Here is a 14705-nt window from a genome sequence, read left to right as displayed (position 1 = left end):
GATGTAATGAAGCGGGCATTGATAATCATCGATATTCAGAACGATTTTTGCCCCGGCGGCCCAATGGCGGTGCGTGAAGGTGACCAAACCGTTGCCGTTGCCAATCGTTACGCACGCGAGTTCCGCGATCGGGGTGAATGCGTGGTGGCATTACAAGACTGGCATCCGGCCGATCACGGCAGCTTCGCTTCAGTTTCTGGCGAACCGGTGTATACATTGGGTGAATTAAACGGTCTGGCGCAAATCTGGTGGCCCGATCACGGTATCGAGAATTCAGTGGGTGCGGATTTTCACCCCGGACTGGATCGTACACTGATTGATGCGGTGTTCCACAAAGGCGGCGATGTTGACGTGGATAGCTACAGTGCCTTCTTCGACAATGGTCATCGTCGTAAAACGGAGCTGGACAGTTGGCTGCGTGAACGTGGTATCAGCGATCTGGTGATGCTGGGTCTCGCCACCGATTACTGTGTGAAATACAGCGTATTGGATGCCCTGGAGCTGGGCTACAACGTTGAAGTGGTCAAAGAGGGTTGTCGCGGTGTCAATCTCAACCCCGATGACAGCGAAATCGCCATCCAACAGATGGAAGCGCAGGGTGCGGTAATAATCTGAAAATGAGGGCTGGCGAAATCCAGCCCTTTTGCTTTTTAGTGCAAGTTAATGCGCGTCACGTCCGGCTCAATACCAAACTCTTCCTTAAGCTGCTTCTTCGACTTCATCACCATTTCACCACCTTTACCGATGGTCATATGCTGCGGGTCGTCGTTGTGGCGCGCCTGCCACAGCATCACCAGCTGCAAGCTGTTGTCGCGCTGTTCCTGCGTGAGCGCGACACCATCTGGCCATTTACCGGTTTCAACGGCACTGGCTAATCGTTGGTAAACCTCTGGCGTCATCGCCGCCAGCATCGCTTCCAATTCTTGTTTCATGCTTAGCCCTCTTGCTGTTTGCCCTGCTCATCGGTAAAGCTCAGCGATGCAGAGTTCACACAGAAGCGTTCACCGGTGGGCTGTGGACCGTCCGGGAACACGTGTCCCAGATGCGCATCGCAGCTGCCACAGCGAATCTCCACGCGGTGCATACCATGAGATTCATCTTCCAGATAACGAATCGCTTCATCGCTGTAAGGCTGGTAAAAGCTCGGCCATCCGCAGCCTGAATCGTATTTGGATTCGGAGAGGAACAGCGGTGAATTGCACACTAAACAGTGGTAAATGCCTTCCTGCTTGTTGTGCAGCAGTGCGCCACTGAAAGGGGGTTCCGTGCCGCGATGTTGAGTGACATAACGCTGCATCTCAGAAAGCTGCGCGATTTTTGCCTCGGGTGCGGTGTCTTTAGCCATTTTAAGTTCCGGAGTGTCATTCTGTAAAAATCGACTAGTATTCTAACAAACGAACAACATCTTCAGGGTCTTTTTTCGTGCGAACCTGTTCGACACGACTGCCATAGCGCAAAATTGTGACCTTGATCACCCTTTGAAAAAGTCATCCCTTTTCGGCCGCTATTCGGCGTAACATAGGCGCGCAATAAGGGTGCTGCGTAAGCGATTGCGCAACGAATTATTCCTGGCGTTGGAATTGACCTGTCGCAACAATTGACACGATTCCGCTTGACGCCTGGTAAGGTTTTTGTAATTTTACAGCCAACCTTTTATTCACTAACAAATAGCTGGTGGAATATATGACTATCAAAGTAGGTATCAACGGTTTTGGCCGTATCGGTCGCATCGTTTTCCGTGCTGCACAGCAGCGTTCAGACATCGAAATCGTTGCAATCAACGATCTGCTCGATGCGGACTACATGGCATACATGCTGAAGTATGACTCTACGCACGGTCGTTTTGACGGCACCGTAGAAGTGAAAGACGGCGCGCTGATTGTTAACGGCAAAAAATCCGTGTTACCGCTGAGAAAGACCCGGCTAACCTGAAGTGGGACGAAGTGGGTGTTGATGTTGTTGCTGAAGCAACCGGTATCTTCCTGACCGACGAAACTGCACGTAAACACATCACCGCTGGCGCCAAGAAAGTGGTTCTGACCGGTCCTTCTAAAGATGCGACCCCAATGTTTGTTCGTGGTGCAAACTTTGAGAAATATGCTGGTCAGGACATCGTTTCTAACGCGTCTTGCACCACCAACTGCCTGGCTCCACTGGCTAAAGTTATCAACGACAACTTCGGTATCGTTGAAGGTCTGATGACCACCGTTCACGCAACTACAGCGACTCAGAAAACCGTAGATGGCCCGTCTCATAAAGACTGGCGTGGCGGTCGTGGCGCAGCGCAGAACATCATCCCATCTTCTACCGGTGCCGCTAAGGCTGTAGGTCTGGTTCTGCCAGAACTGAACGGTAAACTGACCGGTATGGCGTTCCGCGTTCCTACTCCGAACGTGTCTGTTGTTGACCTGACTGTACGTCTGGAAAAACCAGCAACTTACAAAGAAATCTGTGCCGTCATCAAAGCTGAATCTGAAGGCAAGATGAAAGGCGTTCTGGGTTACATCGAAGACGACGTTGTATCAACTGACTTCAACGGCGAAACCCTGACTTCAGTATTCGATGCCAAAGCCGGTATCGCACTGAACGACAACTTCGTGAAACTGGTTTCATGGTACGACAATGAAACTGGCTACTCACACAAAGTTCTGGATCTGATTGCACTGGTTGCTGCTAAGTAAGCGACTGGCGAAACAGACAAGGGGTGACTTCGGTCGCCCCTTTTTTTTCATTTGGAAGAAGAGAAGGTCTGACGATGCAAGATACGCTTTATGCTTTACCGGTGGTGAATCAGATCACCCCTTACCTGTCACAACGCCAGATGGGCGATTTACCGATCGTCGTGGTGAGCCATCCCAAAGTCCGTGCGGCCATTGCATTGCAAGGCGCGCATCTGCTCTCCTGGCAGCCGAGCGGCCAGCAGCCGGTGATTTGGTTAAGCGAAAAAACACCGTTTGCCACTGGCAAAGCGATTCGAGGCGGTGTGCCGATTTGCTGGCCGTGGTTTGGCCCTGCAGGTGAACCCGCTCATGGCTTTGCGCGTAATCAACCATGGACGCTGACCGCGCACGATGAGAATGAAGACGCCGTGCTGCTTACCTTCACGCTTGAGAGCAACGCCCAGACGAAAAAATTGTGGCCGCACGATTTTACGCTGCTCGCCCGATTCCGCATCGCTGAACATTGTGAAATCGAACTCGAAGCCTGGGGCGACTATGAAGCCACTGCAGCGCTGCATACCTATTTCCAGATTGCCGATATCGCTCAGGTCGAAGTCACTGGCTTAGGGAACCGCTATATCGACAAAGTCGCTGCAAATGTAGAAGGTCATTCTGCGGATGGTAAACAGACTTATCCGGACCGCGTGGATCGTATTCACACGGCGGCTGAAGATTGCAGCGTGATTCATGATAAGGGCGGGAAGCGCCAGATCGAAGTCTATCATCATTATCAAAGTGACGTTGTCACCTGGAATCCAGGACCTGAACTTTCTTGTAGCATGGCGGATATGCCGAATGAAGGGTATAAAACCATGGTGTGCGTAGAAACGGCTCGTATTAATAAGCCTATGAAGAGCGCCGGTGAATCCCCTGCCCGACTTGGCACTACGCTGCGCGTGCGCAACAAATAAGGGTTGGCGGCAAAATCCTTAACAGAACGGGTGATTGCACCAAATCTGGGCCTTATACCTTATATCGGTGCAGTGTAATAAAAACGCCTCATAAAGAGGCGTTTGAGCAAACCATCAGAAGCTGTAGCTAATGCCGGTCCAAAGAGTAATTTGTCCGCTTTTGTCCACCATCGGGCTGTCTTTGATTTCGCTGTCAAAACGGGTGTAACGCCCAGATAAACTGGCGTTCCAGCTGTCGCTAATCTGGTAGCTGGCGTTCATTTCAACATAAGGAGACCAGCTGTCATCCGGCTGATATTGCGCAATGCCGGTTCGCGCGCTTTCATGCGATGAAACACCGTAATAGTAGCGGTTTTGGTTGGCGCTGTTCCACATCGCCCCGATACCTGGCGTCAGGCTAAATGCGCCAAAATCGAAGCGATACAGATAAGTAAGATCCCAGATAATGCCATTGCTGTTGTTCAGGACATCGCCGAGCAACGCGGTGCGCACGATACCCCAGTCCGCCACATGACGATAGCTGGCCCCGGCCATTAACGTCATCCGGCGCTTATCCAGCGCTTTCATATCGCCCAGATCGTTGTCCTTGGGATCATATTGCTGTGGAGAGCCCAACACGGTTAACGACAGCTGATTTTGCGGATCTTTCCACAGGTAATACCCGCCCTGCAGGCTGCGGAACCAGAAATTCTCGCCTTCATAATTAATCACTGGAATCGGCAGATAACGGTCTTGTCCGCCCCGATACGGTGACTGGGCATAAATAACCGAAGCCCCGAGAGATAAGGGTTCTGCATGAGTGCTGAAAGCCGCAAAATAACAAGGAACAACGAGAGCAAGCGCTTTAAGTTTGAAATGGTTCACAATTTGTTCAGTCCATTAATATAACAATCACACGCAGAGTCTAACTAAATTTTTGCTTTGGGTTAACGTTAAATCAGGATTGTTTACCACGCCAAAGGAATTGTCTGAGGCAGGACGCGGCCGCAGTCGCTCAGTCAAATCGCCTCAGTGCTTATGAGACTTTGTTATTGATATATCGCTAAATAAGGAGAAAAGTGGCTGCAGGTTTTCTGAATGCCTTCTACAGTTAAAAGTAAGCCGAGACTTTTTGTACGAGCGGAGTAACCATAAGAATTGTGTATCCCGATAAAAAAACGTCAGGTTGGCATAAGGGTTGCTGTACTCAATAAAGAATATCTTCCGGGAGCTGCAAACGTATCTAATTTCGCTCCTTTACCTGTGCTAAAAACGAAAGGACGGGCATCGCTATGAATATATTCGATCACTATCGTCAGCGTTATGAAGCTGCCAAGGATGAAGAGTTCACACTGCAGGAATTCCTCGCCATCTGTAAGCAGGATCGCAGTGCATACGCCAACGCTGCAGAACGACTATTGATGGCTATCGGTGAGCCGGTGATGGTTGACACGGCGCAGGAACCACGCCTTTCCAGAATCTTCTCCAACCGCGTCATGGGACGCTATCCTGCCTTTGAAGAGTTTTACGGTATGGAGGAAGCGATTGAACAGATCGTCTCTTACCTGAAACATGCTGCGCAAGGTTTGGAAGAGAAGAAACAAATTCTCTATTTACTGGGCCCGGTGGGCGGCGGTAAATCATCGTTGGCTGAACGTCTTAAAGCCTTGATGCAACGCGTTCCCATTTATGTGCTGAGTGCCGATGGTGAACGCAGCCCGGTTAACGATCATCCTTTGTGCCTGTTCAACCCGCAGGAAGACGCCAACATTCTGGAAAAAGAGTATGGCGTACCGCGGCGTTACCTCGGCACCATCATGTCGCCGTGGGCAGCAAAACGTCTGCATGATTTTGGCGGCGACATAACCCGCTTCAAAGTCGTCAAAGTCTGGCCATCCATTCTGGAACAGGTTGCCATCGCCAAAACCGAACCGGGTGATGAGAACAACCAAGATATTTCTGCACTGGTCGGTAAAGTGGATATCCGTAAGTTGGAAAACCACGCTCAAAACGATCCCGACGCCTACGGTTACTCTGGCGCACTGTGCCGCGCCAACCAGGGTTTGATGGAATTCGTCGAGATGTTTAAAGCACCGATTAAAGTGCTGCATCCCCTGCTGACCGCAACGCAGGAAGGTAACTATAACGGGACCGAAGGGATCTCTGCCCTGCCGTTTAACGGTATTATCCTCGCGCACTCCAACGAATCAGAGTGGGTGACTTTCCGTAACAACAAGAACAATGAAGCCTTCCTTGACCGTGTGTATATCGTCAAAGTGCCTTACTGCTTGCGCGTGTCGGAAGAGATTAAAATCTACACCAAACTGCTGGATCACAGTGAGTTGACCACCGCGCCTTGTGCACCGGGCACGCTGGAAACGCTGGCGCGCTTCTCTATCCTGTCGCGTTTGAAAGAGCCGGAAAACTCCAGCATTTACTCAAAAATGCGCGTCTATGACGGTGAAAGCCTGAAAGACACCGATCCGAAAGCGAAATCCTGGCAGGAGTATCATGATTACGCCGGGGTCGATGAAGGCATGAACGGTCTCTCTACCCGCTTTGCCTTTAAAATTCTTTCTCGTGTATTCAACTTCGACCATGCCGAAGTGGCGGCCAACCCAGTGCATCTGTTCTACGTGCTGGAGCAACAGATTGAACGCGAACAGTTCCCGCAGGATCTGGCAGAGAAATACCTTGAGCATCTGAAAGGCTATCTGATCCCGAAATATGCGGAGTTCATTGGCAAAGAGATTCAGACCGCTTATCTGGAGTCCTACTCTGAATACGGTCAGAACATTTTTGATCGCTACGTGACCTACGCCGATTTCTGGATTCAGGATCAGGAGTATCGCGACCCGGATACTGGACAGCTGTTTGACCGTGAATCACTGAATGCTGAACTGGAAAAAATCGAGAAACCTGCCGGGATCAGTAACCCGAAAGATTTCCGTAACGAGATCGTCAACTTTGTGCTGCGTGCACGTGCGCACAATAGTGGTCGCAATCCAAACTGGACCAGCTATGAGAAGTTGCGCACGGTCATTGAGAAGAAAATGTTCTCGAATACCGAAGAGCTGTTGCCGGTCATTTCCTTCAATACCAAGACCTCGACAGATGAACAGAAAAACACGATGATTTTGTCGATCGCATGATGGAAAAAGGCTATACCCGCAAGCAGGTTCGTCTGCTGTGCGAATGGTATCTGCGCGTGCGTAAATCGTCATAATCATCACCTGTAAGCGACGCGGCGCCTCGGCGCCGCAACACGAGGCCGGAATGTTTCCGGCCTGGCTTACACTGTAGTTTGGGGGATATGTATGGCCTATTTTATCGATCGGCGTCTGAACGGTAAAAACAAAAGCGCCGTCAATCGGCAGCGCTTTCTGCGCCGTTACAAGTCGCAAATCAAGCAGTCGATCTCCGAGGCCATCAATAAGCGTTCGGTCACCGACGTGGAGAGCGGCGAGTCTGTCTCGATTCCAATCGATGACATCAATGAACCGATTTTCCATCAGGGACGCGGCGGCAGCCGTCATCGCGTTCATCCGGGTAACGATCATTTTGTGCAAAACGACCGTATCGAGCGCCCACAAGGCGGCGGTGGCGGGAGTGGCAGCGGCCAGGGCAACGCCAGCCAGGATGGTGAAGGTCAGGACGAGTTTGTTTTCCAGATTTCTAAAGATGAATATCTTGATCTGCTGTTCGAAGACCTTGCGCTGCCGAACCTGCGTAAGAATCAGCATCGTCAGTTGAACGAATACAAAACGCATCGTGCAGGATTTACCTCAAATGGCGTGCCAGCCAACATTAGCGTGGTACGTTCATTGCAAAACTCGCTGGCACGCCGTACGGCAATGACGGCGGGCAAACGACGCATGTTGCATGAGCTGGAAGCCACACTGACGGAAGTTGAGAACAGCGAGCCTGCACAGCTGCTGGAAGAGGAACGGTTACGCAAAGAGATTGCTGAGCTGCGGGCGCGTATTGAGCGCGTGCCGTTTATCGACACCTTTGATTTACGTTACAAGAACTTTGAGAAACGACCTGAGCCTTCCAGCCAGGCGGTGATGTTCTGTCTGATGGACGTGTCCGGCTCGATGGATCAGGCCACTAAAGATATGGCGAAGCGTTTTTATATCCTGCTTTATCTGTTCCTGAGCAGAACCTATAAAAATGTCGACGTGGTCTACATTCGCCACCACACCCAGGCGAAAGAAGTGGATGAGCAAGAGTTTTTCTACTCACAGGAAACGGGCGGTACCATTGTTTCCAGCGCACTGAAACTGATGGATGAAGTGGTGAAAGAGCGTTATGACCCAGCGCAGTGGAATATTTACGCAGCGCAGGCGTCCGATGGGGACAACTGGGCAGATGATTCGCCGCTGTGCCACGAGATTCTGGCCAAGCATATCTTGCCGGTAGTGCGTTATTACAGCTATATCGAAATCACGCGCCGCGCGCACCAGACGCTGTGGCGTGAGTATGAACATCTGCAGGCGATGTTCGATAACTTCGCGATTCAGCACATCCGCGAGCCGGAAGACATCTATCCGGTATTTAGAGAACTTTTCCACAAACAGGCTGCAGAAGCCTGATCATCAAGCCGGTCATTGACCGGCTTTTTCTTTTCCGCGCTGTCTCTCATTTAGCTGAAATTCCCGCTGATTTTTCACACAAATTTAGCCATCTATGGGATAGTGCTCCCCAGATTGAAAAAATGTACAATTAAGCGCTGACAAGCTATTGATAAGGCATTATCTTTTCACCTTGTCTGTGTGAATCCCCCCGCAGTTTGATTATCCGCCCGTCACCGCAGGAGAACGCCGTTGAATGCCAGCATGATTTACAGTTTGTTTATTATTGGTTCCGTGCTGGTTGCAGCAAGTATTCTTCTGAGTTCATTCTCTTCACGCCTTGGCATCCCGATTTTGGTGATTTTCCTTGCTCTTGGCATGTTGACCGGCGTGGACGGTATTGGTGGCATCGCCTTTGATAATTATCCAGTGGCTTATCTGGTATCGAATCTCGCGCTGGCGATTATCCTGTTGGATGGCGGCATGCGTACCAAAGCCAGTTCATTCAAGGTGGCGCTAGGACCGGCATTATCGCTGGCCACGGTGGGCGTCATGATCACCGCCGGTTTAACCGGTCTGGCGGCGGCCTGGCTGTTTAAACTCGATTTAATGCAGGGCTTTCTGATTGGCGCGATCATTGGATCAACCGATGCCGCTGCGGTGTTCTCGCTGCTGGGTGATAAAGGGCTCAATGAACGTGTCAGCTCGACGCTAGAAATTGAATCAGGCAGCAACGATCCGATGGCGGTGTTTCTCACCATCACATTGATAGACATGATCCAGCAGGGACAATCTGGCCTGAGCTGGATGTTCGTCGTCCATCTGGTGCAGCAGTTCGGTCTCGGTATTGTGCTGGGGCTGGGCGGCGGCTGGGCATTACAGCAGCTGATTAACCGCATCAATCTGGCGCAGGGCCTGTACCCGCTACTGGCGCTGAGTGGCGGTATTATCGTCTTCGCGCTGACCACGGTGATGGAAGGCAGCGGAATATTAGCGGTTTATCTGTGTGGCTTCCTGTTGGGTAACAGCCCAATTCGTAACCGACACGGCATTTTGCAAACTTTCGATGGCATGGCGTGGCTGAGCCAGATTGGTATGTTTATCGTGCTCGGTTTGCTGGTGACGCCTTCCGATCTCTGGCATATCGCGGTGCCGGCGATGATTTTGTCGCTGTGGCTGATTTTGGTCGCGCGCCCGCTGTCGATTCTGGTCGGTCTGCTGCCATTTAAAGGTTTCACCGGTCGCGAGCGCATCTTTATTAGTTGGGTTGGACTGCGCGGCGCGGTGCCCATCATTCTTGCTGTATTCCCAATGATGGCCGGCCTGGAAAACTCCAAGCTCTATTTTAATATCGCCTTCTTTGTTGTGCTGGTGTCACTGATGTTGCAGGGCACCTCGCTCGGTTATGCGGCAAAACGTGCAAAAGTGGTGGTTCCCCCTACCGCATCGCCTATTAGCCGGGTAGGACTGGATATCCATCCTGAAAATCCATGGGAACAATTTGTGTATCAGTTAGGTGCGGATAAATGGTGTGTGGGCGCCGCGCTGCGCGATCTGCAAATGCCACGTGAGACACGAATCGCCGCCCTGTTCCGTGATAACGCGCTGATGCACCCGAACGGCAGCACGCGCCTGAAAGAAGGCGATGTGCTGTGCGTGATTGGCCGCGAGCGTGACTTACCAGCGCTGGGCAAAATGTTTAGCCAGTCGCCGCCGGTGGCATTGGATCAGCGTTTCTTTGGTGACTTTATTTTGGATGCCGATGCACGCCTGGGCGATGTAGCGCAGATTTACGGCCTTGAGCTGGATGAAGAGACCAACGAACAGCAATCACTCGGCCAGTTAGTGAAAGGGTTGCTTGGCAGTACTCCGGTTGTGGGCGATCAGGTTGAATGGAACCAGCTCACCTGGACCGTGGCGGAAAAAGAAGACAACCAGATTGTCAAAATTGGCGTACGCGTCATGGAAGACAAGGATTAATCCGACACGCAAAAGCGCCAAAACTGCGTGTGAGCGACTATGCTCACTATTCCAACCCAGCAAAACGGGAGATGAGGATGGGACACGTGGTGAAGATTGGTCGTTACGAGATCGTTGATGCAGAACTGGATGCTGACAAGCTGGAAACCGTCAGTATTCCCTGCAATACCAACCCCGGCCTGAGTTACCAACTCGATGGCTGGGATCATGAAACCAGTGTGCCGGCGTGGATTGACGGTAAACCCGTTGATTTGGAGATCGGACACTATGACAAGCAACAAGACCGCTGGGTTTTGAAAAAACCGGCCTGATAATCCCTCACCGCCATTCGCTTCGTATGGCGGTCATTCCTAAAAGCAGTCTTAAAATGAAGCGTTATATCGGCGCTTTTTTTACTTTTAACCTTACAATTCAATTCACTAGCTCACTATTTCATTAAGCATTTATTTCCTTTTAAGACTATTTCCATATTAACTCCGTCAAATAACTCCTGCATACTCTTAAACGTTGCTGCAGCTTTTCGTGACGTGCATCACGTCTCAAACGGTCCTTTCCTCGCAGCGCTTATGGCAGCATTGACTCATATCGCACTGAAAAAGCATCTGTTTTTATTTTCAGTAGACTACTCCTGAGCGCGCACTTGATTCTGGTCAGGCCATCTTTTACTTAAGAAAAGAGAGCAGGTTTTATGGCAAGTACATTAGTAATGAATGATGCAACCCGCTCCTGGAGCGGATTGCGTAAAATCTTATCGCAAAAGTCGCACTGAGCTTTTCTGATTTAATTGCCCTTAATCTGGCTTTGTTTTTATCCGCGGCGACCGTTCAGGGTATTTGGGGAGAACTGGACACCTTTATTCCGCCGCAGCAGATTGAATATCGTTTTATCGCTCAATTAGGTCTTTCTGTGCTTTGCACCGCCTGGTTTTGGGTGCGCATGCGTCATTACACTTACCGCAAACCGTTCTGGTTCGAGTTAAAAGAGATCGTTAAAACCCTGTTCGTGTTTTCGCTGCTGGATCTGGCGCTGATTGCCTTCTCCAAATGGGATTTCTCACGCATGGTGTGGGTGTTCAGCTGGACTTATGCACTGCTGCTGCTGCCTCTGATGCGTGCAGTGGTAAAACGCGCCATTAACCGTGCAGGCCAATGGCAGAAGGAAACTATCATCATCGGCTCTGGCAAAAATGCCATGGAAGCCTATGCTGCGCTGCAAAGTGAAGAAATCCTCGGCTATAACGTGCAGGCGTTTATTTCACTGGAAGATGAAAATCGGCCAGAAAACGTCAACGGCGTACCGGTGATTACCTGGAAAGATATCAACTGGCAAACCATGGATCGGGACAACACACAATTTATCGTTGCCACCGAATTTGAACAGCAAGTGGTGCGCGATAAATGGTTGAAGTTCCTGTCCAAGATGAAGTGTCGCTCAATTTCAGTGATCCCGACGCTGCGCGGCGTGCCGCTGTACGGCACCGATATGTCCTTCATTTTTAGTCATGAAGTGATGATTCTGCGCGTCAGCAACAATCTGGCAAAACGCTCCTCACGTTTCCTCAAGCGCACGTTCGATATTGTTGTGGCCTCTATGCTGCTGCTGTTCCTGGCACCGGTGTTTGGTCTGCTGTGTGCGATGGTGAAACGTGATGGGGGTAATGCGATTTATGGTCACGAACGCGTTGGCCAGGATGGCGTAAAATTCAAATGCCTGAAGTTCCGTTCCATGTGCACTAACTCACAAGAAGTATTGCAGAAATTGCTGGCCACCAGTGAAGAAGCGCGGGCTGAGTGGGATCGTGATTTCAAACTGAAAAACGATCCGCGCGTGACCAAAATCGGTGGCATCCTGCGCAAGACCAGCCTCGATGAATTGCCACAGCTGTGGAACGTTATTCGTGGTGAAATGAGCCTGGTTGGCCCACGTCCGGTGATCGAAGCGGAGCTGGAGCGTTATGCCGGTGATGTGGATTACTACCTGATGGCGAAACCGGGCATGACCGGCCTGTGGCAGGTCAGTGGTCGTAACGATATCGACTATGATACCCGCGTCTATTTTGACTCATGGTATGTGAAGAACTGGGCACTGTGGACTGACATTGCCATCCTGTTTAAAACGGCTGGCGTGGTGTTCCGCCGCGATGGTGCTTACTAATACCCTCAATGCGATGTCTGTGCCAGCCCAGCAGACATCGCTTTTTTATTCCTTTCTTTTTCTCCGCTAAGTCTTTACCCTTCCCGCTTGTTCAACAGGACGTTTCTGGTTATAGATGCAAAAATTTACCCTGCTGCTGTTAAGCCTGGTGCTGCTGGCACCGCTTGGCATCGATCTTTATCTCCCTACACTCCCGCAAATCGCACAAGGCCTTAACAGCCCAGTCAGCTTAATTCAGACCACCATTCCGCTGTTTTTGCTGGTGATGGGGATTGGTCAGCTGGTGACTGGACCGTTGGTGGATAACTTTGGCCGTAAGCCGATTGCGCTGATGGGTCTGGCGCTTTACATCGTGGGTAGCGCCGTTGCGGCCACCGCCACCGTATGGCCGATATTCTTCCTGGCACGCCTGATTCAAGGCTGCGCAGTCTGCTGTACGGCGGTGGTGGCGTTCAGTGGCGTGCGCGATCGTCTGAGCGGAGATGAAGCCGCGCGCGCCTATGGCTTCCTGAATGGTGCGCTTAACATTGTGCCTGCGCTGGCGCCTTTACTCGGCGGTATCCTCGCTGAGGCCTACGGCTGGCGCGCGCCCTTCTGGTTCCTGTGCGGCTACGCGGCTGTCATCGGTTTGATTGTGGTGTTTTTCCTGCCGGAAACCCGTCCTGCCGACACGCTGCGGGTGAAAGGTCTACCGCTGGCGCAATATGCGGCAATCGCACGTGAACCGCGTTTCCTCGCCTTTGCGTTTGCCAACGCCGGTGCGCTTGGCATGGTGCTGACCTATGTTTCACTCGCACCGCACGTATTGATGACCGAAGGCGGCCTGACGCCGCTGCAGTTCTCCTTTGCCTTTGGTGCCAACGGCTTTTGGATCATGCTGGTGAGTGCGTTTGTGAATAAAACCATTCGCAAAGCCGGCCGGCCGTTTTGTCTGGCAATGGGCTTTGTGACGATGCTGCTGGGCGCCATTCTGTTGGTGGCGGGTATGGCGTTGTTGCCTGCTGCGTGGCAGACGCACTGGGCGCTGTATATGATCCCTGTCGGCGTGTCTGTGGCTGGCCTGGCGTTTACCGTAGGCCCCGCCACCAGCTACGCTCTGGAACCTTATAGCAGCAGGCTGGCGTTGCCGCCGCCTTGCAGGGGTTCATTCAGATGGCATGCGGTGCGGGAACCAGCCTCATCATTGTCGCCTTGCCGATAGCGGAAAAATCAGCACTGGCCTTGATGATGGTGTTGGGCGCAGCGCTGGCCTTGATCGCCTGGCGCTGCAGTAAGCAGATGCACGGCAGCGTGACCGCGCTTAAATAACCTCAACCGGTACGCGGGGCGCGAGCGCGCACATCAGCTCGTAACCCACCGTGCCGGCGGCTTTCGCCACCTCATCAATTTTCACCTGATTGCCCCACAGCTCGACTTGTGAACCTATTCCCGCCTGCGGGCAAGGTTCGAGGTCAATCATCATCATATCCATCGAAATCGCGCCCAACGTGCGGGTACGAACGCCATCAACACTTACCGGCGTGCCGGTCGGCGCATGGCGCGGATAGCCATCGGCATAGCCACAGGCAACAATACCGATACGCTGTGAGGCGGAGGCGTGATAACGATAACCGTAGCCCACGCCATCTCCGGCCGTGAGCTGCTGCACGCCAATGATCTCACTGCTAAGCGTCATCACCGGTTGCAAGCCGGTGCTGGCGATATCCTGCCAGTCGCCACTGGGTGAAGCGCCATACAAAATTATGCCTGGGCGCACCCAATCAAAATGCGCTTCAGGATGCCATAGGGTTGCAGCAGAGTTAGAGAGTGAGCGCGGGCAATCCAGGCCTTCAGCAGCCCGCTCCACGCGCTTGAGCGGTTCAGTCAAACCTTCCGGGTTTTCCGCGTCAGCAAAATGCGCCATCAGCGTCATCTCACCTACATTTGGCAAAGCACGCAGTTTCTGCCACGCCGCATGGACCTGTTCCGGACGGAAACCCAACCGGTTCATGCCGCTGTTCATCTTCAGGTAAATATCAATCGGGGCGGACAGCTCCGCTTTTGCCAGTGCCTGAATCTGCCAGTTGCTGTGCACGCTCGTGGTAAGACGATAACGGTCGATTAGCGCTAAATCTTGCGCTTGAAAAAAACCTTCCAGCAGCAAAATCGGCTTTTTCCAGCCCTGCTCGCGCAGCAGAATCGCCTCTTCCATATTGAGCAGCGCGAAACCATCGGTCTCCGCCAGACTTTGCCACACGCGAGCCACACCGTGCCCATAAGCGTTGGCCTTAACCACGGACCAGATGCGTGAATGCGGTGCCGCCTGACGCACAACTGCCAGATTGTGGCGTAGCGCCTGTTGATTGATCGTGGCACCAGTAGGACGTGACATGCTCTTGCTCTCCCTG

Annotated in this window: 9 protein-coding genes and 4 pseudogenes; 9 read left to right on the top strand and 4 right to left on the bottom strand. The window is 52.0% G+C overall.

The features are described from left to right. Positions 1–6: 6 nt before the first annotated feature. A complete protein-coding gene (gene pncA, locus HA45_RS25870; protein WP_100700672.1) occupies positions 7–615 on the top strand; it encodes a bifunctional nicotinamidase/pyrazinamidase in 609 nt (202 codons plus the stop codon). 35 nt (positions 616–650) lie between these two features. Here pncA and HA45_RS25865 read toward each other — a convergent pair whose 3' ends face one another. Both HA45_RS25865 and msrB read right to left on the bottom strand, forming a co-directional pair. Continuing rightward, positions 651–932, bottom strand: coding sequence for a YeaC family protein (locus HA45_RS25865; RefSeq protein WP_100700673.1), 282 nt, complete (start codon positions 930–932; stop codon positions 651–653). 2 nt (positions 933–934) lie between these two features. After that, complete coding sequence (gene msrB, locus HA45_RS25860) at positions 935–1345, bottom strand: peptide-methionine (R)-S-oxide reductase MsrB (RefSeq protein ID WP_100700674.1); 411 nt, start codon at positions 1343–1345, stop codon at positions 935–937. A gap of 338 nt (positions 1346–1683) precedes the next feature. Here msrB and gapA point away from each other — a divergent pair. Beyond that, positions 1684–2681, top strand: a pseudogene (gene gapA / locus HA45_RS25855) (glyceraldehyde-3-phosphate dehydrogenase). A 74-nt stretch (positions 2682–2755) separates the two neighbouring features. Continuing rightward, a complete protein-coding gene (locus HA45_RS25850; protein ID WP_100700676.1) occupies positions 2756–3631 on the top strand; it encodes a D-hexose-6-phosphate mutarotase in 876 nt (291 codons plus the stop codon). A gap of 114 nt (positions 3632–3745) precedes the next feature. Here HA45_RS25850 and HA45_RS25845 read toward each other — a convergent pair whose 3' ends face one another. After that, positions 3746–4495, bottom strand: coding sequence for a MipA/OmpV family protein (locus tag HA45_RS25845; RefSeq protein WP_100700677.1), 750 nt, complete (start codon positions 4493–4495; stop codon positions 3746–3748). Positions 4496–4902: 407 nt separating this feature from the next. On the opposite strand from HA45_RS25845, the pseudogene yeaG reads away from it, so the two are divergent. From yeaG to HA45_RS25815, 6 genes and pseudogenes are all read left to right on the top strand, one after another. Continuing rightward, positions 4903–6836, top strand: a pseudogene (gene yeaG / locus HA45_RS25840) (protein kinase YeaG). A 91-nt stretch (positions 6837–6927) separates the two neighbouring features. Beyond that, on the top strand, positions 6928–8205 hold the full coding sequence (locus HA45_RS25835) for a YeaH/YhbH family protein (protein ID WP_100700679.1): 1278 nt from the start codon (positions 6928–6930) through the stop codon (positions 8203–8205). Positions 8206–8436: 231 nt separating this feature from the next. Beyond that, positions 8437–10164: a potassium/proton antiporter gene (locus tag HA45_RS25830; protein ID WP_100700680.1), complete on the top strand. Its 1728-nt coding sequence runs from the start codon at positions 8437–8439 to the stop codon at positions 10162–10164. Between the two features lie 77 nt (positions 10165–10241). After that, positions 10242–10475, top strand: coding sequence for a DUF1480 family protein (locus tag HA45_RS25825; protein WP_100700681.1), 234 nt, complete (start codon positions 10242–10244; stop codon positions 10473–10475). A gap of 377 nt (positions 10476–10852) precedes the next feature. After that, positions 10853–12318: pseudogene (wbaP, locus tag HA45_RS25820) on the top strand (undecaprenyl-phosphate galactose phosphotransferase WbaP). Between the two features lie 115 nt (positions 12319–12433). Then, positions 12434–13626, top strand: a pseudogene (locus HA45_RS25815) (multidrug effflux MFS transporter). Here the strand turns inward: HA45_RS25815 and dadX are convergent. Then, positions 13619–14689, bottom strand: a complete 1071-nt coding sequence (gene dadX, locus HA45_RS25810; RefSeq protein ID WP_100700683.1) for a catabolic alanine racemase DadX — start codon at positions 14687–14689, stop codon at positions 13619–13621. The pseudogene HA45_RS25815 and the gene dadX sit on opposite strands and share 8 nt — an antisense overlap. Positions 14690–14705: the final 16 nt, after the last annotated feature.

This window comes from Pantoea rodasii (assembly GCF_002095465.1).
Lineage (GTDB): Bacteria > Pseudomonadota > Gammaproteobacteria > Enterobacterales > Enterobacteriaceae > Pantoea > Pantoea rodasii.
The sequence above is the reverse complement of the archived record's forward strand: the minus strand, read 5'-3'. Positions and strand labels throughout refer to the sequence as shown.